General features: G+C 42.5%; 25 protein-coding genes and 2 other annotated features. Of the genes, 21 read left to right on the top strand and 4 right to left on the bottom strand.

Features of this window, described 5'->3' with window-relative positions:
• The first annotated feature begins 8 nt into the window (after positions 1–8).
• The 5 genes from dnaI to NSQ34_RS12850 all read left to right on the top strand — a co-directional run bounded on the left by dnaI (position 9) and on the right by NSQ34_RS12850 (position 5,895).
• Positions 9–938 carry a primosomal protein DnaI gene (gene dnaI, locus NSQ34_RS12870; protein WP_034279671.1) on the top strand — a complete coding sequence of 310 codons (930 nt, stop codon included), beginning with the start codon at positions 9–11 and terminating at the stop codon, positions 936–938.
• Between the two features lie 33 nt (positions 939–971).
• On the top strand, positions 972–1,610 hold the full coding sequence (locus tag NSQ34_RS12865) for a TVP38/TMEM64 family protein (protein ID WP_098677050.1): 639 nt from the start codon (positions 972–974) through the stop codon (positions 1,608–1,610).
• A gap of 60 nt (positions 1,611–1,670) precedes the next feature.
• A complete protein-coding gene (gene ytxC / locus NSQ34_RS12860) occupies positions 1,671–2,540 on the top strand; it encodes a putative sporulation protein YtxC (RefSeq protein ID WP_098677032.1) in 870 nt (289 codons plus the stop codon).
• Positions 2,541–2,583: 43 nt separating this feature from the next.
• Positions 2,584–2,831 (top strand) — a binding site (T-box leader).
• Positions 2,832–2,876: 45 nt separating this feature from the next.
• Complete coding sequence (gene thrS, locus NSQ34_RS12855) at positions 2,877–4,817, top strand: threonine--tRNA ligase (protein WP_024426134.1); 1,941 nt, start codon at positions 2,877–2,879, stop codon at positions 4,815–4,817.
• A 157-nt stretch (positions 4,818–4,974) separates the two neighbouring features.
• Positions 4,975–5,895, top strand: a complete 921-nt coding sequence (locus NSQ34_RS12850; protein ID WP_098677031.1) for a methyl-accepting chemotaxis protein — start codon at positions 4,975–4,977, stop codon at positions 5,893–5,895.
• Between the two features lie 55 nt (positions 5,896–5,950).
• On the opposite strand, the gene NSQ34_RS12845 is transcribed toward NSQ34_RS12850, so the two are convergent.
• A complete protein-coding gene (locus NSQ34_RS12845) occupies positions 5,951–6,730 on the bottom strand; it encodes an HAD family hydrolase (protein WP_098677030.1) in 780 nt (259 codons plus the stop codon).
• Between the two features lie 176 nt (positions 6,731–6,906).
• On the opposite strand from NSQ34_RS12845, the gene NSQ34_RS12840 reads away from it, so the two are divergent.
• The 8 genes from NSQ34_RS12840 (at position 6,907) to NSQ34_RS12805 (ending at position 12,481) form a co-directional block, all read left to right on the top strand.
• Positions 6,907–8,664, top strand: a complete 1,758-nt coding sequence (locus NSQ34_RS12840) for a sensor histidine kinase (protein ID WP_098677029.1) — start codon at positions 6,907–6,909, stop codon at positions 8,662–8,664.
• Positions 8,661–9,398 carry a LytTR family transcriptional regulator DNA-binding domain-containing protein gene (locus tag NSQ34_RS12835; protein ID WP_176966884.1) on the top strand — a complete coding sequence of 246 codons (738 nt, stop codon included), beginning with the start codon at positions 8,661–8,663 and terminating at the stop codon, positions 9,396–9,398. Before NSQ34_RS12840 ends, NSQ34_RS12835 begins: the two co-directional genes overlap by 4 nt.
• 137 nt (positions 9,399–9,535) lie before the next feature.
• A complete protein-coding gene (gene lrgA, locus NSQ34_RS12830) occupies positions 9,536–9,979 on the top strand; it encodes an antiholin-like murein hydrolase modulator LrgA (protein WP_024425718.1) in 444 nt (147 codons plus the stop codon).
• A 14-nt stretch (positions 9,980–9,993) separates the two neighbouring features.
• Positions 9,994–10,689 carry an antiholin-like protein LrgB gene (lrgB, locus tag NSQ34_RS12825; protein ID WP_024425719.1) on the top strand — a complete coding sequence of 232 codons (696 nt, stop codon included), beginning with the start codon at positions 9,994–9,996 and terminating at the stop codon, positions 10,687–10,689.
• 128 nt (positions 10,690–10,817) lie between these two features.
• Positions 10,818–10,949, top strand: a sequence feature (ribosomal protein L20 leader region).
• 70 nt (positions 10,950–11,019) lie between these two features.
• Positions 11,020–11,535, top strand: coding sequence for a translation initiation factor IF-3 (infC, locus tag NSQ34_RS12820; protein ID WP_024718649.1), 516 nt, complete (start codon positions 11,020–11,022; stop codon positions 11,533–11,535).
• A 24-nt stretch (positions 11,536–11,559) separates the two neighbouring features.
• Entirely contained in the window at positions 11,560–11,760 is a 201-nt protein-coding gene (gene rpmI, locus NSQ34_RS12815; RefSeq protein WP_003216324.1) for a 50S ribosomal protein L35, read from the top strand.
• A 31-nt stretch (positions 11,761–11,791) separates the two neighbouring features.
• Positions 11,792–12,151: a 50S ribosomal protein L20 gene (gene rplT / locus NSQ34_RS12810; protein WP_007501659.1), complete on the top strand. Its 360-nt coding sequence runs from the start codon at positions 11,792–11,794 to the stop codon at positions 12,149–12,151.
• 63 nt (positions 12,152–12,214) lie between these two features.
• Positions 12,215–12,481, top strand: coding sequence for a DUF1294 domain-containing protein (locus NSQ34_RS12805; RefSeq protein WP_034279690.1), 267 nt, complete (start codon positions 12,215–12,217; stop codon positions 12,479–12,481).
• A gap of 17 nt (positions 12,482–12,498) precedes the next feature.
• Here the strand turns inward: NSQ34_RS12805 and NSQ34_RS12800 are convergent, their stop codons facing one another.
• Positions 12,499–12,903, bottom strand: a complete 405-nt coding sequence (locus NSQ34_RS12800; RefSeq protein ID WP_024426127.1) for a hypothetical protein — start codon at positions 12,901–12,903, stop codon at positions 12,499–12,501.
• A gap of 179 nt (positions 12,904–13,082) precedes the next feature.
• On the opposite strand from NSQ34_RS12800, the gene NSQ34_RS12795 reads away from it, so the two are divergent.
• Both NSQ34_RS12795 and cstA read left to right on the top strand, forming a co-directional pair.
• On the top strand, positions 13,083–14,171 hold the full coding sequence (locus NSQ34_RS12795; RefSeq protein WP_024425723.1) for a M42 family metallopeptidase: 1,089 nt from the start codon (positions 13,083–13,085) through the stop codon (positions 14,169–14,171).
• A gap of 345 nt (positions 14,172–14,516) precedes the next feature.
• Positions 14,517–16,313: a carbon starvation protein CstA gene (gene cstA, locus NSQ34_RS12790; protein ID WP_098677028.1), complete on the top strand. Its 1,797-nt coding sequence runs from the start codon at positions 14,517–14,519 to the stop codon at positions 16,311–16,313.
• A 42-nt stretch (positions 16,314–16,355) separates the two neighbouring features.
• Here cstA and sspI read toward each other — a convergent pair whose 3' ends face one another.
• Entirely contained in the window at positions 16,356–16,577 is a 222-nt protein-coding gene (gene sspI / locus NSQ34_RS12785) for a small acid-soluble spore protein SspI (protein WP_024425725.1), read from the bottom strand.
• 113 nt (positions 16,578–16,690) lie between these two features.
• Here sspI and NSQ34_RS12780 point away from each other — a divergent pair, with 113 nt between their 5' ends.
• From NSQ34_RS12780 to pheT, 3 genes are all read left to right on the top strand, one after another.
• Entirely contained in the window at positions 16,691–17,434 is a 744-nt protein-coding gene (locus tag NSQ34_RS12780) for an RNA methyltransferase (RefSeq protein ID WP_046312017.1), read from the top strand.
• A gap of 376 nt (positions 17,435–17,810) precedes the next feature.
• Complete coding sequence (pheS, locus tag NSQ34_RS12775) at positions 17,811–18,845, top strand: phenylalanine--tRNA ligase subunit alpha (RefSeq protein ID WP_034279699.1); 1,035 nt, start codon at positions 17,811–17,813, stop codon at positions 18,843–18,845.
• Positions 18,846–18,860: 15 nt separating this feature from the next.
• Positions 18,861–21,275: a phenylalanine--tRNA ligase subunit beta gene (gene pheT / locus NSQ34_RS12770; RefSeq protein WP_342500945.1), complete on the top strand. Its 2,415-nt coding sequence runs from the start codon at positions 18,861–18,863 to the stop codon at positions 21,273–21,275.
• Between the two features lie 38 nt (positions 21,276–21,313).
• On the opposite strand, the gene rnhC is transcribed toward pheT, so the two are convergent.
• The gene (gene rnhC, locus NSQ34_RS12765; protein WP_081279468.1) at positions 21,314–22,237 is read right to left on the bottom strand and encodes a ribonuclease HIII; all 924 of its coding nucleotides are present in this window, start codon (positions 22,235–22,237) and stop codon (positions 21,314–21,316) included.
• Positions 22,238–22,371: 134 nt separating this feature from the next.
• On the opposite strand from rnhC, the gene zapA reads away from it, so the two are divergent.
• The 3 genes from zapA to polX all read left to right on the top strand — a co-directional run bounded on the left by zapA (position 22,372) and on the right by polX (position 24,997).
• Positions 22,372–22,629 (top strand): cell division protein ZapA, encoded by a 258-nt coding sequence (zapA, locus tag NSQ34_RS12760; protein ID WP_012010831.1) that lies wholly within the window; start codon positions 22,372–22,374, stop codon positions 22,627–22,629.
• A 7-nt stretch (positions 22,630–22,636) separates the two neighbouring features.
• Positions 22,637–23,170: a CvpA family protein gene (locus NSQ34_RS12755; RefSeq protein ID WP_342500944.1), complete on the top strand. Its 534-nt coding sequence runs from the start codon at positions 22,637–22,639 to the stop codon at positions 23,168–23,170.
• A 114-nt stretch (positions 23,171–23,284) separates the two neighbouring features.
• Positions 23,285–24,997 (top strand): DNA polymerase/3'-5' exonuclease PolX, encoded by a 1,713-nt coding sequence (gene polX / locus NSQ34_RS12750; RefSeq protein ID WP_342500943.1) that lies wholly within the window; start codon positions 23,285–23,287, stop codon positions 24,995–24,997.
• Positions 24,998–24,999: the final 2 nt, after the last annotated feature.

Below are 24,999 nucleotides of genomic sequence, written 5' to 3'. Positions count from 1 at the left end.
GAGTTGGGATGAAACCGATCGGTCGTTCATTTGAACAGCTAAAAGGACGAGTAGATTTTCGCGTGAGATACAATCAGATTAAAGAAAGTGTGTTGTCTGATGAAGATGTGAAGGCATTTTTACAGAAGCATCAAGAAGAGATACATGAAGACATGATCAATCGCAGCTTGAACCGGCTCTTTGAATATGTGCAGCAGTCTAAGGGCTGCTCTTACTGCTTAGATGACGAAAACGTCAATGCCATTTTAGATGGGTATCACCCGAAGCTTGTGATCAAAGGTCAGAGTATTGATATTGAATATTCCCCTTGCCTGGTCAAGCTGCGGCTCGATAGACAGAAAAAACAGCAAGAGCTGATGAAAAGCATGTATATTCCGCAAAATGTCCTTCAAGCGACGTTCGCTGATCTGAACGTTGTGGGAAGACAAGAGGTCATTCAAAAAGTAGGTCAATTCCTCCAAAGCTATGATGAGACTGGAAAAGGAAAAGGCTTGTATTTACACGGAAAGTTTGGAGTAGGAAAAACGTATATACTAGCAGCTATTGCGCAGCAGCTAGCGGAAAAAGAATACCCATCTCTCCTTGTTTACGTGCCTGAATTTGTGAGAGAGTTAAAAAATTCATTAGCCGATCATACGCTAGAAGAAAAGCTGAATATGGTCAAGTCCACCCCTATTTTAATGCTTGATGATATTGGGGCAGAATCGATGACAAGCTGGGTGCGGGATGAACTGCTCGGTACGATCTTACAATACCGTATGGCAGAGCAGCTGCCGACGTTTTTCTCTTCTAATTTCTCCCCAAATGAGCTGAAGCATCACTTTACGTACTCGCAGCGGGGGGAAAAAGAAGAGGTCAAAGCCGCTCGTTTAATGGAACGGATTCTCTATTTAGCAGAGCCTGTCTTGCTCGAAGGAGAAAACCGCCGTCATTTATAAAAGCGTATGTCACCTGAAGGAGGAGCAAATGAAATGAACAAAAGAAAATGGCTGCTTTTTCTTGTGATTGGCATTCTTGCTGCTGCGCTGTGGTGGCTGAATAAACAGCATCTTCAGCTGGCGCCGAAAGATGTGAAGAATTGGGTGCTTCAATTTGGAATGCTGGCTCCCTTTGTTTTTCTTTTCTTATCTCTTTTCCGCCCGTTTGTTCTCGTCCCTATTACGGTCTTTTCGCTTGCAGCAGGTTTGGCATTCGGCAGTGTCCTTGGGACGATTTATGCCCTTATTGGAGCTACAGCCGGGGCAACAGGTTCCTTCATGATTGCTTCAACCTTTCGAGCAAAAAAGAAGGAAACGGAATCAAACAGCCGGAAGCTGAAAGCGGTGACGTCCCGTATTCAGGAGCATGGATTTCTTTATATTTTGTTATTGCGTATTGCACCGATTCATTTTGATTTTGTCAGCTATGCGGCAGCCGCTTCACGTACAAATTATCGTGCATTTGTGGCAGCCACCTTTTTAGGCTTAATACCGGGTACAATTGCGTTAAATGTTCTCGGCTCAAGCTTTGTCAGCGGCAATTATGCCGCCTTAGCGGTTGTTTGTTTGATTTATTTGATCTTTATTTCCGTTCCACTCATTTTAAAAAGAAAGATGCCTGATTTATTTTAGGCGTCTATTTTTTATGTTCTCCCCATATATATGTAACAGATGTCGTTAGGGGGGACAAACATGCTTGAAATAATCTTTGAAGATGAATATGATACCGCCGCTTTTTTACATCTTGCTGAACACTTAGACAGTCGGCATCACATGTCAATTCAACAAGGGAAAGACCGGCTTCTCATAGAGGCGAAGGAATCAGAAGAAGCACTTGAGCACATTGTGCGGCCATTATTGGTTCACTTTTTTTTGGAATGCAAAGAAAATGAGCGCATGCGCAGCATTCTTGAAAACACGTATTTATTTAAAGATCCTGAAGAGCAGCACCAAATTCTTTCCATCGCTCACAGTATCATGAACGGGGACTTAGATGATATTCCCGGCATTCAGCAAGACCCGTCAAGAGAAGCCCTTTTAAAAAAGGAGCTTGAAGCGATTTCTTTACAGCAAGGTGTTTTTTCAATTGGTTCATTTATGACATTTAGGCTGTCAGAGTATGACCGAAGGCTGAAGAACTATGTTGAAGTGTCCATTGAAGAATACAAAATGGAGCAAGAGTATCAAAACTTCATTCAATCGCTTCGAGACTATGTGATGGCAAGAGAGCCTAGGCTCGAAAAAGTACATGTTGTGCATCAGGACCGCCTGGTGATTTGGGAATTTCGCTACGCTTCTGAGCGTGATCAAAAACAATACATAGACAGACAGTTTGTAAGAGAGCATCCAATGTATATTGATTCGCAGCTGATTGCACCGCTTGTCTCCATTGCACCGCAAAAAATTGACCTGTTTACAAATGATACAGGTCACTCGATGGTGCAAACCATTCAAAATATTTTTCAAGAAAGGGTCGAGGTGCTCCCGTCTCATTCATTCCAAGAGCAGAATGTTCAATTTGTACATGACCATTTCGAAAAGAAAAGTGAAAAGCTTTCTTGATTTTCACGAAAAAACGTTTTATAATACGGTGTAACTTCATACAGAGACCGTATTGATAAGGACATGAACAAATGAACACCCGCTTAAAGAGAGGGAAGCCGCGGCTGAAAGCTTCCTAGCAGAGGACCATTTGCTTTACCACCTTTGAACATCAGCTGTGAACATTTTAGTAATGGCTGACGGGAATTCCCGTTATCGAAACACAAGCCGTATTTGCTTATGAAAAAGCAAGCTGCAAGTACGGGAAAAAGGGTGGAACCACGATTCCGTTTATTCAACCTCGTCCCTTTCCAGGGGGCGGGGTTTTTATATTGCCAAAAAAAGGAGTGACCAGAGATGTCAGAACAAATTCAACTTACATTTCCAGATGGAGCAGTCAAGGAGTTTGACAAAACAGCTACAACAGAAGACATCGCGGCATCAATTAGCCCGGGCCTAAAGAAAAAAGCACTTGCCGGTAAATTGAACGGTAAAGAAATAGATCTGCGTACGCCGCTATTAGAAAGTGGAACAATCGAGATCATCACAGATAAAAGTGAAGAAGCACTCGATATTATGCGCCACAGCACAGCACATTTGCTAGCACAAGCGATCAAACGCCTTTATGGAAAAGAGCATCACGTTCAGTTTGGCGTAGGTCCTGTCATCGAAAATGGTTTCTACTACGATGTGGACATTGATGTTGCCATCACACCTGAAGACTTACCAAAGATTGAAAAAGAAATGAAGAAAATCATTAACAGCAATCTGCCAATTGAGCGAATTGAAGTATCAAGAGAAGAAGCGAAAAAACGCTTTGAAGCGATTGGTGATGAATTGAAGCTTGAACTGTTAGAGGCGATTCCAGAAGGTGAAGCTGTGACGATTTATGAGCAGGGGGAATTCTTTGACCTCTGCCGCGGGATTCACTTGCCGTCTACAGGGAAAATCAAAGAATTTAAACTGTTAAGCCTTGCCGGTGCATACTGGAGAGGCGACAGTAACAACCAAATGCTTCAACGTATTTACGGAACAGCTTTCTTCAGCAAAGAAGATTTAAATGAGCACTTACGTCTGCTGGAAGAAGCGAAAGAACGCGATCACCGTAAGCTTGGAAAAGAGCTGAAACTGTTTGCGAATTCCCAAAAGGTTGGTCAAGGACTTCCGCTTTGGCTGCCAAAAGGCGCTACAATCCGCCGCGTCATTGAGCGTTACATTGTCGATAAAGAAGTGCGTCTTGGCTATGAACATGTGTACACACCAGTTCTTGCAAGTGTTGAATTGTATAAAACATCAGGACACTGGGCGCATTATCAAGAAGACATGTTCCCAGTAATGGAAATGGACAACGAAGATCTTGTTCTTCGTCCGATGAACTGTCCGCACCATATGATGATTTACAAAAACGAGCCGCACAGCTATCGCGAATTGCCAATTCGTATTGCAGAGCTTGGTACAATGCACCGCTATGAAATGTCAGGTGCCTTATCCGGCCTTCAGCGTGTTCGCGGTATGACATTAAACGATGCACACATCTTTGTTCGTCCAGATCAAATCAAAGACGAGTTCATCCGTACAGTTCGCTTAATTGAAGAAGTGTATCAAGACTTTGGCTTGAATGACTACACATTCCGCTTATCTTACCGTGATCCGGAAGATACTGAGAAGTATTTCGATGACGATGCGATGTGGAATAAAGCACAATCGATGCTGAAGGATGCAATGGACGAGCTTGGTCACGACTACTATGAAGCAGAAGGCGAAGCGGCATTTTATGGGCCGAAGCTTGATGTACAAGTAAAGACAGCTCTTGGAAAAGAAGAGACATTATCCACTGTACAGCTTGATTTCTTACTTCCAGAACGCTTTGATCTCACATATATCGGAGAAGATGGAAAGCACCATCGTCCAGTCGTGATTCATAGAGGCGTTGTTTCTACAATGGAACGTTTCGTTGCCTTCTTAATTGAAGAATACAAAGGAGCCCTTCCAACATGGCTGGCACCTGTACAATTCCAAGTCATCCCAGTTTCACCGTCTGTTCATTTAGACTATGCGAAAAAAGTACAAGAACGTTTGCAGCTTGAAGGCCTTCGTGTAGAGCTTGACAGCCGCGATGAAAAAATTGGGTACAAAATTAGAGAAGCGCAAATGCAAAAGATTCCGTACATGCTTGTCGTCGGAGATCAAGAAGCAGAAAATGGCGCTGTCAATGTAAGAAAGTACGGGGAACAAGATTCAGAAACAATGGATCTTGAAGCCTTTGTGAAACATGCAGTAGCAGAAGCAAAGAAATAATAAGCACAGCCAGTGATTCTCTTTAGGTCACTGGCTTTTTTCTTTTTGGAAAACACCTCCACTAGTGATCCAATTCCTAAAAAGAGACGTTTAGATAGTACAAAAGTAAGGGTAAGTATGTACTATTGGTTCGAGACAAATTGGGGGAATGAAAGCGATGATGCAAACAACAAACAATTTATCGTCACATGTATTGGAGCAATCAGCTGTTCTTCGTGCATTAGAGCACTCGCTGGCAATGATTGAATTTAATGTGACAGGTGAAGTTCTATGGGTGAACGATATTTTTGCAAAAGCCATGGGATATTCTAAAGAAGAGATGATCGGTCTTCAACATAGACAGCTCTGTCCTCCGCATATTACAGAACACACGAGCTATCACATGTTTTGGAAGCGTTTGAGAGAAGGTCAAGTTTTTCAAGAAAAAGTGCAGCGGATCACGAAAAACGGCAGCAGCTTATGGCTTGAAGCGACATATTCACCTGTTCGAGATGAAGAAGGAACTGTAGCAGGTGTTGTGAAAGTGGCGACAGATATTACGGAGAGAGAACATACAATGAAGCAAGTCGTAGAAGACTTAAAGGAGATGTCTGCAAAATTAATGGAACGAGCAGAAGTTGGCATTCAGCATAGTCAAAGTGTCAATGCCTCCTTTGATCATATAGCAAACGAAACCGATCAAAATATGAGCTTGCTAAAAGGATTAACCGAGCAGGTAGAGTCCATCAGCTTCATTGCTGCAAGCATTAACAGCATTTCTTCACAAACCCAGCTGCTCGCCTTAAATGCGGCAATAGAAGCGGCACATGCGGGTTCCTATGGAAATGGCTTTAGTGTAGTGGCAGCAGAAATTCGAAAGCTAGCGACAAATTCAAAAGAAGCGATCGTCAAGGTAGATCAATACGTGAAGGCGATCCATGCAGAAGTAGAGAAAGTCAGCAGCGGAACAAGCCGGGCAAAGACAACCGTGTTTACTAACCGGGATCTTGTAAAGCAGGCAAGTGAGGAATTCATCATTGTAGGAGAAGCAGCACGCGGCTTAGACCGGCAAGCGCAAAGTCTAGCGGCAATCATATAGCTCTAAGACTACAAAAACACCCAATCTCGTCGTCAGGAGAAGGGTGTTTTTTGTTCTATTTTAATATATCAAACAATTCATGTAAGTCTTTGATTTCATAATCAGGCGTCACATCTGTTTCGTTTTTCTTGCCATGGCGATTGATCCAAACGGTTTGGATGCCAGCGCGAGATGCGCCGAGAATATCTGTTTTCGGATTATCTCCAACCATGATCACTTCGTCTTTTGTTAAGTTTAACAGCTGAAGGCAGTGCTCAAAGATACCCGGATCAGGTTTGCCTTTCCCGTAGTCTCCTGAAATCACAATTTCGTTAAAATAAGGGGCAAGCTCAGGAACACCTGCCAGTTTTTCCTTTTGAAGGCTAGGATCTCCGTTTGTTAAAAGGAGCAATTCGTAGCTGCCTTTCAGGCGGTTTAAAACAGGGTATGTTTCTTCATAGACATATGGGCGTTTTCTGCGCTCTGCTGCAAAGAAATCAGCCAAATATTGTCCAAATGCCTCATCTTCAATTCCCGCTGTCTTTAAGCCATTGGTCCAAGCGTTTTTGCGATACTCAGGTGCAAGGGCGTTCAGCTTTTGAAAGCCTTCGCTAATCGGTTCACTAAAATTCGACCACAGTCCTTCGAAAGGATTAATGCCGATCATGACAGTATAATCATATGTTTCATAGGAAGAGTACAGCTTTCTTGCTTCTTCACGTACAATCTGTTCAAACGATTCTGGATCAAGTCCATATTTTTTTTCCGCTTCCCGGCAAGTTTCCTGAAAAGTTGTGTGAATGCTTTTTTCATCCCAAAGCAAAGTATCATCTAAATCGAAAAATACGGCTTTCATGATCTTCTCCCTTGTTATGTATGTGTTACCTTCAATTGCAAGTGACAGGCTCATGTTCATTTTACAATAGAAGAAGAGGGCAATAAAGAAAAGATTTGAGAGATATTTGATCATTGACCGCACATGATAGAATAGAAAGACAGTAGATATGACATACATCATTTGAGGTGGCCGGTTTGCTTCATTTAATTATCATGATGATCGAGCGTGTGGGGATCATCGTTATTTTAGGATTTGTGCTTGCCCATGTGAAGGGCTTTCGCAATCTATTGCTACATAATCAAGGGTTTCGGAAAAAGGCAATTCTTGTCTTCATTTTTGCTTCTTTTAGTATTATCAGCAATTACACAGGAATTGAAATTCAGCAGCAAATTGTCATGAATCATGAGTTTTCTTATCACCTTGGCTCGTCAAGCTCTATCGCCAATACGAGAATTATGGGGATCGAAATGGGTGGTTTAATCGGGGGGCCGTTTGTAGGGATTGGCGCAGGGCTTTTAGCTGGAGTTCATCGCTATTCCTTAGGAGGAAGCACCGCGCTCAGCTGTGCGATTTCTTCCATTTTAGCGGGTGTCATTGCAGGCTATGTCGGCAGCAGGTTTAAGCGGAGGAATCGAATGGTGACACCTCGCCAAGCAGCTCTTTTTGGTGTGGCGATGGAATCATTGCAGATGATCATTATCCTTCTGTTTGCAAGGCCATTTGCGGATGCATGGGGGCTTGTCAGTATCATCGCCCTGCCGATGGTCTTTGTGAATGGAATCGGCAGCTTTATCTTTTTATCTATTTTACAGTCAGTCATTCGGCAAGAAGAGCAGGCAAAGGCGATGCAGACACATCGTGTATTTTCGATCGCCGATCAAACACTGCCTTTTTTCCGCCAAGGGTTAAATGAACAGTCATGTAAAAGTGTGGCGGAGATCATTCATCGGTTGACTGAAACAGATGCAGTCTCCTTAACAGACACAGAAAAGATTTTAGCGCATGTCGGAGATGGAACAGATCATCATATTCCATCTAAGAGCCTGATTACAGGGCTGTCCAAACAAGTCTTGATGAGCGGCAAAATTATGAAGGCACATTCGAAGGGCGAGATCAATTGTTCAGTTGCCCATTGCCCTCTTGAAGCGGCAATCGTGCTGCCGCTCACTTCTAACGGTCAAACGATTGGAACGTTAAAAATGTATTTCAATTCTCCGGTCGGATTAAGCAGGGTGGAAGAGGAGCTTGCAGAAGGTTTGGCGATGCTGTTTTCCACACAGCTTGAGCTGGGGGAGGCGGAAACTCAAAGCCGCCTCTTAAAAGATGCAGAGATCAAAGCACTTCAAGCACAAGTGAACCCGCACTTTTTATTTAACGCTATTAATACCATCTCTGTTTTATGCAGAACCAATGTGGAGATGGCAAGGAAGCTGCTGCTTCAGCTAAGTATTTATTTCCGTTCAAATATGCAAGGCGCCCGCCAGCTGCTGATTCCAATGCAGAAGGAGATTCAGCATGTGGAGGCATATTTATCACTCGAACAAGCAAGGTTTCCAAATAGATACCATGTGACCTTTCAAATCGAAAAGGAGCTGGAGCAGGTGATGATTCCGCCCTTTGTGCTTCAGGTGCTTGTTGAAAACGCAGTGAGACATGCTTTTCCTAAACATCAAAAGAATTGTGAAGTCATCGTATCTGCTTTGATGAAAGATGGGCATGTTTATATGAAAGTGACAGATAATGGACAAGGGATCGATGATGACAAGATGGCTCAGCTATTAAAAGCGCCTGTCGAATCACTAGAAGGAACAGGGACAGCCCTTTTTAATTTAGATCAGCGGTTAAGAGGGATTTTTGGCAGACAAGCCGCTTTATCCATTCATAGTGACAAAGGCACTGACATCTCATTTCGCATTCCGATGGACTATGTAAAAAAGGATGATTCTCGTTGATGAAAGTATTAATCGTAGATGATGAAGTGTTAGCAAGAGATGAATTAAAATACTTATTACGAAGAACGAAAGAGGATGTTCAAATAGAGGAAGCAGAAAATATAGAATCTGCTTTTGACCGGATGGTCGATCATAAGCCGGATCTGCTCTTTTTAGACATTGATTTATCTGGTGAGAACGGATTTGATATTGCCAAAAGGCTCAACCGGATGTCTGATCCGCCAGCGGTTGTATTTGCGACAGCCTTTGATCAATATGCGCTGAAGGCGTTTGAGGTAAGTGCCCTTGATTACTTAACAAAACCATTTGATGAAGAGCGGCTGCTCCAGACCATTCAAAAGTTTAAAAAGTGGAAATCTGTTGAGACGCAAGAGCACCAGCTGTCAGATGAGAAAGCGCCCCGCCAGCAAAAATTAGCCATCTCAGTCGATGACTCAATTGTGATCCTGCAAGTTGAAGAGATCATGTATGTTGGACTCAGCGAGGGGAAAAAGGTCGTGAAAACAAAGGATCACATGTATGAGGTCACAGAACCGCTTGTGGTCATTGAAAAGAAACTTCCTGAGGCTTACTTTATGAGGGTTCATCGCAGCTATATCGTGAATACCTCTCATATGAAAGAAGTACAGCCGTGGTTTAATTCGACGTATAATCTGCATATGACAGACGGGTCGATCATTCCTGTCAGCCGCACATATGCCAAAGAATTAAAGAAGTCACTCCTGCTAGAGTAGGAGGGCTTTTTTTGTTTGTATTTCAATACTCGTTTTTTGCATTTCAGTCATTGAATCCAGCGAGTTTTATTGTAAACGCTTCATTCGTTTATTTCATGCCTTATACTGAGGGCAGTCGAAGAAAGAGGTGAAGCGGCATGAGTGCCACGAAAGTATATGGATTTCTATCTCAAGCATTTATTTTTGCAACCGTAATGTTTGTTTCTAATCTCATTTCAATGTATTTACCGATTCCGATGCCCGCATCCGTCATTGGTTTGGTTCTATTATTTGTTTTGTTAACAACGAAAATCGTTAAACTGGAGCAGGTGGAGCAATTAGGTACATCATTGACAGGACTCATTAGCTTTCTATTTGTTCCCTCTGGAATCTCAGTCATTCAATCACTAGGTGTCATGCAAGAAGTAGGTGTGCAAGTAGTCGGCGTCATTATCATTGCAACCATTATGCTACTTGCAGCGACAGGGCTGTTTTCGCAGCTTCTCATGCAATTATCAGAAAGACCGCAGAAACGTAAAGAGACAAAGGAGAGTAAATCTGCTCCTTCTCATTCAAATAAACCAGCTTCAAGTACGCATTAAAGGAGAGATGCAAAATGGGTACAAGTACGATGAGCCCTTATTTTGGCATAGTCGTCTCATTGGTCGCTTTTGGAATAGGGACATTCTTATTTAAAAAATCAAAAGGTTTCTTCTTGTTCACCCCGCTGTTTGTGGCGATGGTACTGGGCATTTTATTTTTGAAAGTTGGCGGTTTTTCCTACGCAGATTATAATGAGGGCGGCAAGATTATCAAATTTTTCTTAGAGCCTGCCACGATTGCTTTCGCTATCCCGCTTTATAAGCAGAGAGCCTTGCTTAAAAAATATTGGTGGCAAATTTTATCCGCTATTTTTGTAGGTTCACTTTGTTCCATTACGATCGTATATCTCGTAGCGAAAGGGATTCATTTAGATGCGGCTGTGATGAAAAGCATGCTTCCACAAGCAGCGACAACAGCGATTGCTCTTCCGATTGCAAAGGATATTGGCGGAATCGCAGATATCACAGCCTTTGCGGTCATATTTAACGCAGTCATTGTCTATGCACTAGGTGCCTTCTTCTTAAAATTATTTCGCATTAAAAACCCAGTGGCAAAAGGTCTTGCACTTGGTACATCAGGACATGCGCTTGGGGTTTCTGTTGGAATTGAGATGGGAGAAGTAGAAGCAGCGATGGCAAGTATCGCCGTTGTGGTCGTAGGAGTTGTGACCGTTATCGTTATCCCAATCTTTATGCAGTTGATTCTTTGATGGCGTCATTGTGTGAAAAAGTCTTGCCCAATTCGTCTCATCATGTTAAACTGAAAAAGTTGTTTCAAGAGTTCGGTTACTTGACGGACGAATGAAAATTGTGTAGAATAATTAACGAATTGAATAGATATCACAAGCAGAAGCACCCGCTTCTCACCTGATTGACACATGTTTGTAGTTGACAGGTTGACCGTACATTTATTTTTTCATGCAAATGTTCGCAGTGTGGGTGTTTTATATGCCCACACTTTTTGTTTGCCTGTAAAACATACAACGAAATGGTCAAATGAATTGTGAACTCAATTCAAAATCTCATGGAGGTGGCTCACTATTAGCAAAGATCAATTAGTTAATGAAGGTATTCGTGCGCGTGAAGTTCGTTTGATCGGACAAAATGGCGATCAGCTTGGGATTAAAACCCGCCAGGAAGCTCTGGAAATTGCTACGAAAGCCAATCTTGACCTTGTGTTAGTTGCTGCAAATGCAAAACCACCTGTTTGCCGAATCATGGACTATGGTAAGTTCCGATTCGAACAGCAGAAGAAGGAAAAAGAGGCACGTAAGAATCAAAAAATCATTAGCTTAAAAGAAGTTCGGTTGAGCCCGACAATCGATGAACATGATTTTAACACGAAGCTCCGTAATGCTATCAAATTCCTTGAAAAGGGAGATAAAGTGAAAGCTTCTATCCGCTTTAAAGGCCGTGCGATTACGCATAAAGAAATCGGACAGCGCGTGTTAGACCGTTTCTCTGAAGCTTGCGCTGAAGTAGCAACAGTAGAAACAAAACCTAAGATGGACGGACGCAGCATGTTCCTCATGCTTGCACCAAAAGTCGAAAAGTAAAGTAACAGAGGGAGGAAACATCCAATGCCAAAAATGAAAACTCACCGCGGATCTGCTAAACGTTTCAAAAAAACAGGTTCTGGTAAACTTAAACGTTCTCATGCGTACACAAGTCACTTGTTCGCTAACAAATCTACAAAGCAAAAACGTAAATTGCGTAAGAGTGCAATCGTAAGTGCTGGAGATTTCAAACGTATCAAACAACAACTTGCAAACATTAAGTAATTTGGAATAGGAATCATAGGAGGGAATTACAATGCCAAGAGTAAAAGGCGGAACTGTGTCGCGTCAGCGTCGTAAAAAGGTTCTTAAATTAGCAAAAGGTTATTTCGGTTCAAAACATAGATTATACAAAGTAGCAAACCAACAGGTGATGAAATCTGGAAACTACGCTTTCCGTGACCGTCGTCAGAAAAAACGTGACTTCCGTAAACTATGGATCACTCGTATCAACGCTGCAGCTCGTATGAACGGTCTTTCTTACAGCCGTTTAATGCATGGCTTAAAGCTTTCTGGTATCGAAGTAAACCGCAAAATGCTTGCTGACCTTGCTGTGAATGACCTAAATGCATTCAATCAGCTTGCTGATGCTGCAAAAGCACAACTAGACAAGTAAGTTCTATAAAAGATCATTCCTTCGAGGGGTGATCTTTTTTTCTCTTCATGTGAGGTGAAATGAATGAATATGGCTTTGATCCTGCTGCTTATTTTGGTGAATGGCTATGGCTTTTTTCTCATGGGTGAAGACAAACGCCGGGCCAAAGCACATAAATGGAGAATTTCAGAGGCGCATTTATGGAGTGCTGCGGTTCTTTTTGGCGCTGCCGGGTCGTATCTAGGAATGCAGTATTTCCGGCATAAAACAAAGCATCCTGCCTTTCAAATCGGCATGCCTTTATTAATTATTTTGCAGTTGATCCTATTGGGATATATCCAAGTTATTTGAAAAAGGAGCAGACGCCATTAGGACGGCGTGTCTGCTCCTTTTTTTTGTTTGATTTTTTTTATGGGCTGATCCCAATCAATTTTTGTTTGAGGATAACGCTCGATAATGTTTTCCTCCAGTTTTTCAAAGTCTTCTAATGTAAATTCACTCAGCTTCTCAGGTGACTCCGTCCAAACGTAAATGGAGTGGACAAACAGAGGATGATCCTTAGAAGGAACATGCTTCTCCCCTTCAAACAAGACACCTTTATAGACGAAATTAAAATTTTTGCGCGCATTTTGCTGTTCGTCCATAAAATAAAAGCCTTCTTTTAATTGTGCTTGTTTCAGCTTTCTTCTCGGATTTGAGAAGAATTTTACCGCCATGTAGAAGATGTAGACAAGCAGTGCAACAAGAGCTAGTCTCATGAGGATTACAAACATGACAGGATGCACCTCCAATACCGTTATCTGATGTACTACGAATGAAAACGCCAAAAGGTTTCAACTTTTTTTTAAAAAATATTTCGTAAAACGAAAAAATATTCATAAAAAGATCGTATTGAACGAAAGAGGTTTTGTATAATAAGAATGCACCATGAAGATAAAGGAGGATAAATGGAATGACAAAGCTCGATCAAACATTAACTATGCTGAAAGACCTAACGGATGCAAAAGGGATTCCAGGAAATGAACGTGATGTCAAAAAAGTCATGCAGACATACATAGAATCATATGCAGATGAAGTCTCTACAGACCGCCTTGGCAGCTTGATCGCTAAAAAGGAAGGAAACGCTAACGGACCTAAAATTATGCTCGCTGGTCACTTAGATGAAGTAGGATTCATGGTGACAAAAATTGATGACAAAGGCTACATTCGTTTTCAAACAGTCGGCGGCTGGTGGTCACAGGTCATGCTCGCCCAGCGTGTCACCATTGTGACGAAAAAGGGAGAGATCACAGGGGTAATTGGTTCAAAGCCACCACACGTCTTGTCACCTGAAGCTCGTAAAAAGTCAATTGAGATTACGGATATGTTTATTGATATTGGGGCGTCAAGCAAAGAACAGGCAATGGAGTGGGGCGTGCTGCCTGGAGATCAAATCGTTCCTTACTTTGAGTTTACAGTCATGAATGATGAAAAAATGCTCCTTGCAAAAGCATGGGACAACCGCATTGGCTGTGCAGTCGCCATTGATGTCATGAAAAATTTGCACAATGCTCAGCATGAGAATATTGCTTACAGCGTCGCAACTGTCCAAGAGGAAGTAGGCCTGCGCGGAGCTAAAACAGCAGCGGCTACGATTCAGCCTGATATTGGATTTGCCATTGATGTAGGTGTAGCAGGAGATACACCGGGCATCACTGAGAAAGAAGCAACTAGCAAACTTGGCAAAGGCCCAACGATTGTTGTATTTGATGCTTCAATGGTCTCTCATAAAGGACTTCGTGATTTTGTTGTCCAAACAGCTGATGAACTGAACATTCCTTATCAATATGACTCAATGCCTGGCGGCGGGACAGATGCTGGCGGTATTCATTTAACAGGCCATGGTGTTCCATCACTATCTATCGGAATTCCGAGCAGATATATTCATACCCATGCCGCAATGATTCACCGAGATGATTATGAAAATGCAGTGAAGCTTTTAACAGAAGTGATCAAAAGACTTGATCAAAAAACCGTTGAACAGATTACGTACGGTTCTTAAGTAAGAAAGCCTTTCCTCAGTACAGGGGAAAGGCTTTTTTATTGAATTTCCCAGGAAATGAACGGTGTGTTCAAAGTGAGTCGAAAGAACTATTTTTGGTAAAAGAAGAGAATGTTTCCTAGTGAATAAGGCACGTGTGATCGAGCGTTTATTTTTGTAAGATGAAAGCAATAAAAAGGACAGAGCCATAGAATGCCCTGTCAAAAGAGAGTTTATGGAAGTAGGTGAAGCTATCTTAAGAATAAACATATTATTCTTATTTGTCAACTTGGTTTTAAAAGAAAGAAAAATCAATCAATTTATGTTATATTTGTAACAAATTGTTTATACAAAGGGGATGGTTAAATGAATGCGGTTACAATTGTAATAGGATCTATGTGCATTTTAGCGATTGCCTATCGTCTTTATGGCACATTTATGATGGTCAAGGTATTAAAGGTCACAGATGATCATCCTACACCGGCTCACACGCTAGAGGACGGGAAAGATTATGTGCCGACAAATAAATGGGTCACATTTGGGCATCACTTTGCTGCCATTGCAGCTGCTGGTCCGTTAGTGGGTCCGATTTTAGCCGCTCAATTTGGGTATTTACCTGGTCTCCTTTGGCTTTTAATTGGAGCAGTCATAGGCGGAGCTGTACATGATCTAGTCGTCTTATTTGCATCGATGCGAAAAAAGGGGAAATCATTATCAGAGGTAGCGAAGGAAGAGCTGGGACCTGTTGCCGGGTTTTGTACAGGGCTTGCGATGCTGTTTATTATTACAATCACAATGGCAGGTTTGTCTATGGTTGTGCTTCATGCTTTAGAACGTAACCCTTGGGGGACATTTGCAGTTGGAATCACGATTCCGATTGCGATGGGGGTTGGTCTGTATTATAAAAAAACAGGCAATTTAAAGCTGGCGACATCTGCGGGATTTATTTTGCTGATGTTTGGGGTATTCCTTGGTCCAAATATTCAAGGAACGGCACTAGGTGATTTTTTAACACTTGATACAAATACGCTTGCTCTTGCCCTGCCAATCTATGCCTTTTTTGCTGCGGCTCTGCCAGTTTGGCTGCTGCTTGCACCGAGGGACTATTTAAGTAGTTTTATGAAAATTGGTGTATTCATTGCGCTGATTGCTGGTATCTTTGTCGTGAATCCGTCCATTCAATTCCCCGCGTTTACAGAGTTTGTGAATGGAGGAGGACCTGTATTAGCTGGTCCTGTCTGGCCATTTATTTCGATTACCATTGCTTGCGGTGCCATTTCTGGTTTCCACGCATTTGTTGGTTCAGGGACAACACCTAAGATGCTGGACCGATGGAGTGATATGAAGCCTGTTGCGTTTGGCGCAATGCTTGTGGAATGCTTAGTTGGGATTATGGCTTTAATTGCGGCTACTGCTCTGCATCCAGGAGATTATTTTGCGATAAACAGTACACCAGAAGTGTTCCGCACACTCGGTATGAGTGTCGAAAACCTTCCGCAGCTGAGTAAGGAAATCGGCCTTGACTTAGAAGGAAGAACGGGTGGTGCCGTAACATTAGCGGTAGGGATGGCGTATATCTTTACGGGGATTCCGTTCTTTAGTCATTTGGCTTCTTACTTCTTCCAGTTCGTCATTATGTTTGAGGCTGTCTTTATTTTAACTGCTATTGATGCGGGGACACGTGTGGCACGCTATTTGATTCAAGACTTCTTAGGTGAAGCATATAAACCGCTTAAACGAACTGACTGGATACCTGGTTCGGTGTTTGCAAGTGCGCTTGCTTGTTTTATGTGGGGATACTTACTTTACTCAGGGGACATCGGGTCTATTTGGGCGCTGTTTGGGGTTTCAAATCAGTTAATGGCCTCGGTTGGGTTGATCATCGGGGCAACCGTTGTATTAAAAATTGCAGATAAAAGACGATATATGCTGACTTGTTTAATTCCGCTTGCTTACTTATATGTGACGGTGAATTATGCAGGCTATTGGATGGTAGCAAATGTATATCTCAATCCTGAAGCATCCGGTTACAGCGTGCTGAATGCGGTACTGTCGATCATCATGCTGATCTTAGGTTTTGTGATTATTGTGTTTGCGATAAAAAAATGGGTCGAAATCTGGCGTGATCCAGCGCTTCGAATGGAAACGCCTATCACTGGCTAAATGAAAAAGGCCGGTTTGCTTATATAAGCAAACCGGCTTCTTTTATTGCTGCTGCTGAGGCTTTAAGCCTTGCTCTAATGTTTCAAGGATCTCATTTTTCTCGTTTTCTGATGCTTCTTGCCATAGCACTTCGAACAACACGCCAAGGCCTGGCAGCATTTTTTCCTCGCCGCTTTGAATAGCATCTAAAATCGTATGTTCAAGCTGTTCTTGATTATGGCCAGTAATGTTTTGAATGACTGCGCCTCTTAAATTAAAATCCATTGCCCACACTCCTTTTTTGATGGTAATAGCCCTATTCTGTCTCAAAGACAGGTTTATTATGTAGGGTGCATGAGATATAATAAATTCATGATAATTAAAGGAGTTAACGTCGCTTGAAATATATAGAATCAGCTAAAAACACAAACATTAAACAGTGGAAGAAGCTCCATACGAAAAAAGAACGAACGAAAACGGGGCTGTTTCTCGTTGAGGGAATACATTTAGTCGAAGAAGCATTAAAGAGCGGGATCGTGAAGGAATTAATGGTCACCTCGCCCGATATGCTTCCTTCTCATATCCAGCCTGACATTGAGCTTTATGAACTGAGCGAAGAGGCCTTTTCTGCCATGACAGAAACGGAAACGCCTCAGCACATTGCCGCAGTCTGTACAGTTCCTGTTTTTGAAGAAAAGAAGGTTGAACGAATTCTTCTATTAGACGCAGTGCAGGACCCGGGGAATTTAGGCACACTCATTCGAACAGCAGATGCCGCTGGTCTTGATGCTGTGATCTTAGGAGAAGGAACAGTTGATGCGTTTAACGGAAAAACGCTCCGTTCGGCACAAGGGTCTCATTTTCACCTGCCTATCTTAAAGCAAACTCTTCAACAGGCGATCACCGAACTGAAAGAACGAGGCATACCTGTATACGGGAGTGCCTTAAAAGATGCGAAAGAGTATAGAAGCGTAACGGCAGAAGGTCCGTTTGCATTAATTGTTGGAAATGAGGGAGCAGGTATTGATCCAGCGATTCTGCAAATGACAGATCAAAATTTATATGTGCCAATGTATGGGCAGGCAGAATCATTAAATGTCGCTGTTGCAGCAGCTGTTCTTGTCTATCATTTGCGCGGATAGTGTTGCATCAAGTGCTCATTTTCACTATAATGAAACTAATATTTTAAAAACCATGATAGAGGAAGATTGTTTCAAGAAGCGGCCTTTTAGGGAGAATGCATCGTAGACTGAAAGTGCATTTAAGGAATGCTGAAACAGGAATTCACCTCTGGAGTTGTCACCGGGACCGCAGGCTTTGCGTAAAGGTGAACCGGATTCGTTTGATTCCGTTATGTCAATGAAGCTTATTCGCACATGCATTTGTGCTTAACAAGGGTGGTACCGCGACCACAACTCGTCCCTTCTTTTATGGAGGAACGGGTTTTTTTATTGTCTTCAAACGATCAAACAGCCGTTTATCCGAGCGGTTTTGTATATCAAAAGGAGGATTACACTCATGCAAGAAACGTTAAAACAGCTTGAAACAGAGGCGATAGCGAAGGTTGAAGCAGCTAGCTCGCTCAAAGAGGTCAATGACATTCGTGTTCAATACTTAGGGAAAAAAGGACCGATTACAGAAGTACTTCGCGGAATGGGCAAGCTCTCCGCAGAAGAAAGACCGAAAATGGGTGCACTTGCTAACGAAGTAAGAGAGCAGATTGCTGGTGCCATTGCTGAAAAAAATGAACAGCTGGAAAAAGAAGAAGTGAAGAAAAAACTTGCGTCTCAAACGATCGATGTTACTTTACCGGCAAGTCCAATCAAAATGGGAGCAAGACATCCATTAACGATTGTTGTCGAAGATATTGAAGATTTATTTATTGGCATGGGCTATACCGTTGAGGAAGGTCCTGAGGTAGAAACGGATTATTATAACTTTGAAGCGCTGAATCTTCCAAAGGAGCATCCGGCACGTGATATGCAGGACAGCTTCTATATTACCGAAGATACACTGATGAGAACACAAACATCACCAGTACAAGCACGTACACTTGAGAAATATAAAGGACAAGGTCCTGTGAAGATCATCTGTCCTGGGAAAGTATATAGACGTGACAGTGATGACGCGACTCATTCACATCAATTTATGCAAATTGAAGGGCTTGTCGTCGATCACAATATTAGCATGAGTGATTTAAAAGGAACACTGGAGACAGTCGCAAGAAAAATGTTTGGTGAAGATCGTGAAATTAGACTGCGTCCAAGCTTTTTCCCATTCACAGAACCATCTGTCGAAGTCGATGTGTCTTGCTTTAAATGCGGCGGGAAGGGCTGCTCTGTATGTAAAGGAACAGGCTGGATTGAGATTTTAGGTGCAGGAATGGTTCATCCGAATGTCCTGAAAATGAGCGGGTTTGATCCAGAAACTTACCAAGGCTTTGCTTTTGGAATGGGTGTGGAACGGATCGCGATGCTGAAATACGGCATTGATGATATTCGCCATTTCTACACAAATGACATTAGATTCACAAAGCAATTCAAGCAGGACTAAGAGGAGGAAATCAACATGTTTGTTTCATATAAATGGTTAGAAGACTATGTCGATTTAGAAGGCATCAAGCCGGCTGAATTAGCAGAAAAAATCACAAGAAGCGGAATTGAAGTGGAAGCCGTTGAATATAAAGGCGAAGGCATCAAAGGAGTTGTCGTTGGACACGTCATTGAACGTGAACAGCATCCGAATGCAGATAAATTAAACAAATGTCTTGTTGATATCGGCGAAGAAGCACCAGTGCAAATTATTTGCGGGGCTCCGAATGTGGAGAAAGGACAGTATGTGGCCGTCGCAACGGTGGGCGCAGTCCTTCCTGGCAACTTTAAAATTAAAAAAGCAAAACTGCGCGGTGAAGAGTCTCATGGCATGATTTGTTCTCTGCAAGAATTAGGCGTAGAGAGCAAGCTCGTACCAAAAGAATATGCAGAAGGCATCTTTGTTTTCCCGAACGACGTGAAACCAGGAGATGATGCCCTTCAAGCACTTCAATTAGATGATGCGGTGCTTGAGCTTGGCTTAACACCAAACCGTGCCGATGCCCTGAATATGCTAGGTGTCGCTTATGAGGTTGCGGCCATTTTAGGAAGAGACATCAAGCTTCCTGATACAGCACATGACACTTCTTCCGAAAAAGCAGCAGACTATATTTCTGTTAAAATTGAGGATCAAGAAGCGAATCCACTTTATGCAGCAAAGATCATTAAAAATGTAAAGGTTGGACCAGCACCGCTTTGGATGCAAACAAGATTGATGAATGCAGGCATTCGTCCAATTAACAACGTTGTGGATATTACAAACTTTGTACTGCTTGAATACGGCCAGCCGCTTCATGCCTTTGATTATGACCGCTTTGGTTCAAAGCAGGTGGTCGTTCGTAAAGCGTCTGACAGCGAAATCATTCAAACACTCGATGAGCAAGAGCGTACATTGTCATCAAAGCACCTTGTCATCACGAATGGAACGAAAGCACACGCGGTAGCAGGCGTCATGGGCGGCTTTGAATCAGAGGTACGGGATGAGACGACGACGATTCTTTTAGAAGCGGCATATTTCAACGGTCAAACAGTCCGTCAAGCATCTAGAGACTTAGGGCTTCGCAGTGAATCAAGCACACGATTTGAAAAAGGCCTCGATCCGCAGCGTACGAAACCGGCAGCAGAAAGAGCAGCTCAATTGATCAGCATGTATGCAGGCGGTGAAGTGCTAAGCGGTACAGTTGAGGAAAATCACCTTGAAGCAAGTATGAATGTCATCCACGTATCAACTGAGCGTGTGAACAAGGTGCTTGGAATGAGCATTTCAAAAGAAGATATGATTCAGATTTTCAACAAACTAGGATTCACAGTGGGCGAATCAAATGATGTTCTTGTCGTAACAGTTCCTTCCCGCAGAATGGATATTACGATTGAAGAAGACCTCATTGAAGAAGTGGCAAGATTATATGGATACGATAATATTCCATCTACACTGCCTAGGACAGCTGGCACCGTTGGCGGCCTCACGCCATACCAAGTGAAGCGCAGAAAGGTGAGACGTTTCTTAGAGGGGGCAGGACTTTCTCAAGCGATTACGTATTCATTGACGAATCAGCATAAGTCCACAGCTTTTGCACTGCATCCAGCCTATGAAACGAGACTTTCTCTGCCAATGAGTGAGGAACGCAGTGTGCTGAGACAAAGTCTTCTGCCAAACTTACTTGATTCTGTTGCATATAACTTGGCAAGACAAGCTGACTCATTTGGATTTTATGAAACGGGCTCTGTTTTTTTAGCAGAAGCTGAAGGGGCAAAACCAGTGGAAAAAGAACATGTCGCTGGTGCGCTGACAGGCTTATGGCATAAAAATCTTTGGCAGGGCGAGAAAAAAGCCGTCGATTTTTATGTAGCGAAAGGAATTGCTGAAGGATTGTTCGAAAAGCTTGGTGTGTCAGACCAAATCACTTATGTTCAAGCAGAGCGTGATGGTCTTCACCCAGGGCGAACTGCAGATGTTCACTTAAATGGTCAAGTCATTGGCTTTGTTGCCGCACTGCATCCAGTCGTTGAAAAGGAATTGGATTTAAAAGAAACGTATGTCTTCGAGTTTGATTTAACAGATGTAATGACATCTGAAACGAAGGATATGAAATATACAGCGATCCCGAGATTCCCTGCTGTGACAAGAGACATCGCACTTGTTGTCGATCAGCATATCTCAAGCGGACAGCTGGAGCGTGTCATCTATGAAGCAGGCGGTCATCTACTCACAGACCTATCTGTATTTGATGTGTACGAAGGGGAACATATGGAAGAAGGCAAAAAATCTGTTGCATTCTCTCTTCAATATTTAAATCCTGAACAAACGTTGACCGAGGAAGAAGTCACAGCTGTTCATACAAAAGTTTTGAAAGCACTAGAAGATACGTATCAAGCCGTCTTACGCGGTTAAAGGAAAAAAAGCTAGGACCTCATGGGCTCTAGCTTTTTTTATAGCATTTTTTTCGCTTTTTGTGTGTTGGCAAAATGCAGCTTTGTAAATTGACGTAAAGCATCTTCACCGTGCAGCTTGATGAGCTTGGCGGCGGCCTTGTCTACATGAGGACCGGCTCCTTTTGGGATGTCAAAGCCTGCAGCCTGTGATAATTTGTCCATTTCAATTAAAAAGGCGTACCTTGCGATAATGGAAGCTGCAGCGACTGACAAATGGATGCCTTCTGCTTTTGTACTAAAATACGTCCGCTCCCGGATGATTTTTTTCCCGGCAAGATGCTTGAAATAAATCCCTGGTTCTGCAAATTGGTCAATCAAAATGGCTTCAGGCTGCTGTCCGTCCAGTTTTTCTAGCACAGAGGTGATGACTTGGTTATGAAGCAGTGCCTTCATTTTTCCTTGACTCATGCCCTTTTCCTGCATCGTATTGTACTTTTCATTTCGGAGAACGAGAAGGCTGAACGGAATGGTTTTGATGAGATCCTTGGCAATGTTGATAATTTGCGGGTCCTTTAGCCCTTTTGAGTCTTTTACGCCAAGCTCTTTCATTAAAGCAAGCTGGCTGGCATCAACATAGGCCGCACAGACTGTGATCGGTCCGAAATAATCACCTGTACCTACTTCATCTGAACCGATGACCGACATGGAAGCAATGCCGGGCGGCGGACTGTATTTTGTAACAGCAGGTGATTTTTGACTTTTCGTATCAGCTGCTTGCAAGTGGCTGAATTGACTGGCTTCAGCTTCTGCCTTTTGTCCTTGAAACAATACTTTTCCAGATCGATAGGCTGTAATCGTACAGCCAGGGACTTTTGCTTGAAAGAGGGCGCCTGGTGGCAAATTGTCTGTTAAATGCTGCGCATACGCGCTCTTCATTTTTTTAAGGTCTTCTGATGTTGCTTTTAAAACGGATTGGGGCACAGTGGATAACTCCTTTTTACCTTGATATCATTGATTTCTAAAGTGTACCATAACAGGGAAGGGCTCGTCTTTCCATTCAATGTCTAAACATGTTATGATAGAGACTAGGATTCTCGTGGAATGGAGGAGAAACGTTGTCTGACGGCGGTAAAACGAAAACAACAGTTGAGATTTACGGACAGTCCTATACGATCATCGGACAAGAAACGAAGATGCATATGCGACATGTTGCGTCAATTGTTGATGATAAAATGAGAGAAATAAATGAAAAAAATCCATACCTTGATATAAACAAATTAGCTGTACTGACAGCAGTCAATGTCGTCCACGACTACTTGAAATTAAAAGAGCAATACGAAAAATTAGAGATTCAGCTAAAAGAAAAGGAATGAAATTACCGTGATCGATATCATCATTTTGTTTTTGCTTCTTATGGGAACGCTTGTCGGTCTAAAGCGCGGGTTTATTCTTCAATTTATTAAATTGATCAGCTTTGTTGTTTCTATCTTAGTGGCTTCTATGTTTTATCAGTCACTTGCACCACAGCTTACGTGGATTCCGGCACCTAATTTTAGCGGCGGTCAACCGCAGCTCGCTTTCTTTAGCGGGAATCTAGAAACAGCTTATTATAATACCATTGCGTTTATCATTCTGTTTATCTTGACTAAAATCCTGCTCGCCATCATTGGCGGATTGCTCACAACCATTGCAAGTATACCTGTGATTAAACAGGTGAACAAACTGCTTGGCGGTGTTTTAGGATTTTTTGAAACCTATTTATTTGTGTTTATTCTATTGTTTGTGGCTGCACTACTTCCAGTAGATGCGCTGCAAACAATGATGAGCAAATCAATGTTAGCAGATGTGATCGTAAACAACACCCCTTACCTGTCCGGTCTTGTCAAAGACCTATGGTCGACGTATGGAGTTTAAAAACTTCTCCTTTTCTGGAGAAGTTTTTTCTCATTACATGACAGAAAGTTGTAGGATGAAGGGAAAGTTTGTATATTTATATAGGAAGATGCCAAAGCGGCTGGAGGATGAGAGATGAATAAAAAAGATATTATCAAACTTCTTGAAACAATTGCAGTATATATGGAACTAAAAGGAGATAATCCTTTTAAAATTTCTGCCTTTCGTAAAGCAGCAGCGGCACTGGAACAAGACGACCGCAGCCTTTCTCAAATAGATGATTTATTAGCATTACCCGGCATTGGAAAAGGAACCTTTGCTGTGATCACAGAGTATATCGAAAAAGGACAATCAGAAACACTCGAACAATTAAAAAAGGAAGTGCCTGAAGGGCTTGTCCCGCTCTTAAAATTGCAAGGGCTTGGCGGGAAGAAGATTGCGAAGCTTTACCAAGAGCTTGGCGTCCATGATGCACAGTCATTAAAAGAAGCATGCGAAGCGGAAAAAGTACAAGCGCTTGCAGGCTTCGGTAAAAAAACCGAAGAAAAGATACTCGCCGCTCTTGAGGAGGCTGGAAAACAGCCAGAACGACTGCCAATTGGCTTTGCATTAGATGTGGCAGAGCGGATTGATCATGCGCTTGAACAGATGAAGGGGATTCTTCGTTTTTCTAGAGCTGGCAGTTTAAGACGTGCACGAGAAACTGTCAAAGATTTAGATTATATCATTGCGACCAGCGATCCTGAACAAGTCAGAGAGCAGCTCGTTGCACTTGATGATGTCAAAGACGTCATCGCAAGCGGTGATACGAAGGTATCTGTCATTCTTGCCCTTGATTTTGAGATCAGTGTAGACTTCCGGCTTGTGACAACAGACCAATTTGCAACAACGCTGCACCATTTCACTGGCTCAAAAGATCACAATATTCGCATGCGACAGCTGGCGAAGGAACGCGGAGAGCGTATTAGTGAATATGGTGTGGAAACAATTGAAACTGGAGAAGTCAAAACGTTTGAAGACGAGGCCGCTTTTTATGCGCATTTTCAACTTCCGCTCATTCCGCCAGAAATTCGTGAAACCGGAGCGGAGATTGATACGTATAAAGAAAGTATGCAATTTGTAGAGTTAAAAGATATCAAAGGCGACCTTCATATGCACTCAACATGGAGTGACGGCGCATTTTCTATTCGCGAAATGGCAGAGGCATGTATCGCAAAAGGCTATGAATACATGGCGATTACAGACCACTCGCATTATTTAAAAGTAGCAAACGGTTTAACAAAAGAACGTTTACGTCTGCAAGCAAAAGAAATTGACAAGCTGAATCAAGAATTCGAGCATTTTCACATTTTCAAAGGGGTCGAAATGGATATTCTCCCGGATGGATCATTAGATTATGATGATGACTTTTTAGCAGACATGGATTTTGTCATTGCGTCTATCCACTCGAGCTTTTCTCAGCCGGAAGAAGTCATTATGGAGCGCCTTGAAAATGCCCTGCGGAATCAGCATGTGGATTTAATTGCACATCCAACAGGCCGTTTGATCGGCAGACGGGACGGCTATGCCTTAAATATAGATCAGCTCATAGAGCTTGCGAAGAAAACGGGAACTGCACTAGAGCTCAACAGCAACCCGTCAAGACTGGATTTAAAAACAGAGCATTTAATGAAAGCAAACGAAGCAGGTGTGAACATCATGATCAATACAGATGCGCACAATATCGCCATGCTGGATCATATGGAAGTTGGTGTAACAGCTGCAAGAAAAGGCTGGACACCAAAAGCAAATGTCGTGAATACTTTTTCTCTAAACGAGATCAAAAAGTTTTTAACGCGTGACAGGTAGTC

The organism is Bacillus sp. FSL P2-0069 (assembly GCF_038593315.1).
GTDB classification, from domain to species: domain Bacteria; phylum Bacillota; class Bacilli; order Bacillales; family Bacillaceae; genus Bacillus; species Bacillus safensis.
The sequence above is the reverse complement of the archived record's forward strand: the minus strand, read 5'-3'. Positions and strand labels throughout refer to the sequence as shown.

Excerpts from the sequence above, each read along its gene's own strand:
- rplT (WP_007501659.1), top strand. The coding sequence starts at position 11,792 with ATGCCAAGAGTAAAAGGCGGAACTGTGTCGCGTCAGCGTCGTAAAAAG.
- thrS (WP_024426134.1), top strand. The coding sequence starts at position 2,877 with ATGTCAGAACAAATTCAACTTACATTTCCAGATGGAGCAGTCAAGGAG.
- NSQ34_RS12850 (WP_098677031.1), top strand. The coding sequence starts at position 4,975 with ATGATGCAAACAACAAACAATTTATCGTCACATGTATTGGAGCAATCA.
- NSQ34_RS12800 (WP_024426127.1), bottom strand. The coding sequence starts at position 12,903 with ATGTTTGTAATCCTCATGAGACTAGCTCTTGTTGCACTGCTTGTCTAC.
- NSQ34_RS12865 (WP_098677050.1), top strand. The coding sequence starts at position 972 with ATGAACAAAAGAAAATGGCTGCTTTTTCTTGTGATTGGCATTCTTGCT.
- lrgA (WP_024425718.1), top strand. The coding sequence starts at position 9,536 with ATGAGTGCCACGAAAGTATATGGATTTCTATCTCAAGCATTTATTTTT.
- pheS (WP_034279699.1), top strand. The coding sequence starts at position 17,811 with ATGCAAGAAACGTTAAAACAGCTTGAAACAGAGGCGATAGCGAAGGTT.
- NSQ34_RS12795 (WP_024425723.1), top strand. The coding sequence starts at position 13,083 with ATGACAAAGCTCGATCAAACATTAACTATGCTGAAAGACCTAACGGAT.
- sspI (WP_024425725.1), bottom strand. The coding sequence starts at position 16,577 with ATGGATTTTAATTTAAGAGGCGCAGTCATTCAAAACATTACTGGCCAT.
- pheT (WP_342500945.1), top strand. The coding sequence starts at position 18,861 with ATGTTTGTTTCATATAAATGGTTAGAAGACTATGTCGATTTAGAAGGC.
- lrgB (WP_024425719.1), top strand. The coding sequence starts at position 9,994 with ATGGGTACAAGTACGATGAGCCCTTATTTTGGCATAGTCGTCTCATTG.
- dnaI (WP_034279671.1), top strand. The coding sequence starts at position 9 with ATGAAACCGATCGGTCGTTCATTTGAACAGCTAAAAGGACGAGTAGAT.
- rpmI (WP_003216324.1), top strand. The coding sequence starts at position 11,560 with ATGCCAAAAATGAAAACTCACCGCGGATCTGCTAAACGTTTCAAAAAA.
- ytxC (WP_098677032.1), top strand. The coding sequence starts at position 1,671 with ATGCTTGAAATAATCTTTGAAGATGAATATGATACCGCCGCTTTTTTA.
- NSQ34_RS12845 (WP_098677030.1), bottom strand. The coding sequence starts at position 6,730 with ATGAAAGCCGTATTTTTCGATTTAGATGATACTTTGCTTTGGGATGAA.
- cstA (WP_098677028.1), top strand. The coding sequence starts at position 14,517 with ATGAATGCGGTTACAATTGTAATAGGATCTATGTGCATTTTAGCGATT.
- polX (WP_342500943.1), top strand. The coding sequence starts at position 23,285 with ATGAATAAAAAAGATATTATCAAACTTCTTGAAACAATTGCAGTATAT.
- NSQ34_RS12805 (WP_034279690.1), top strand. The coding sequence starts at position 12,215 with ATGAATATGGCTTTGATCCTGCTGCTTATTTTGGTGAATGGCTATGGC.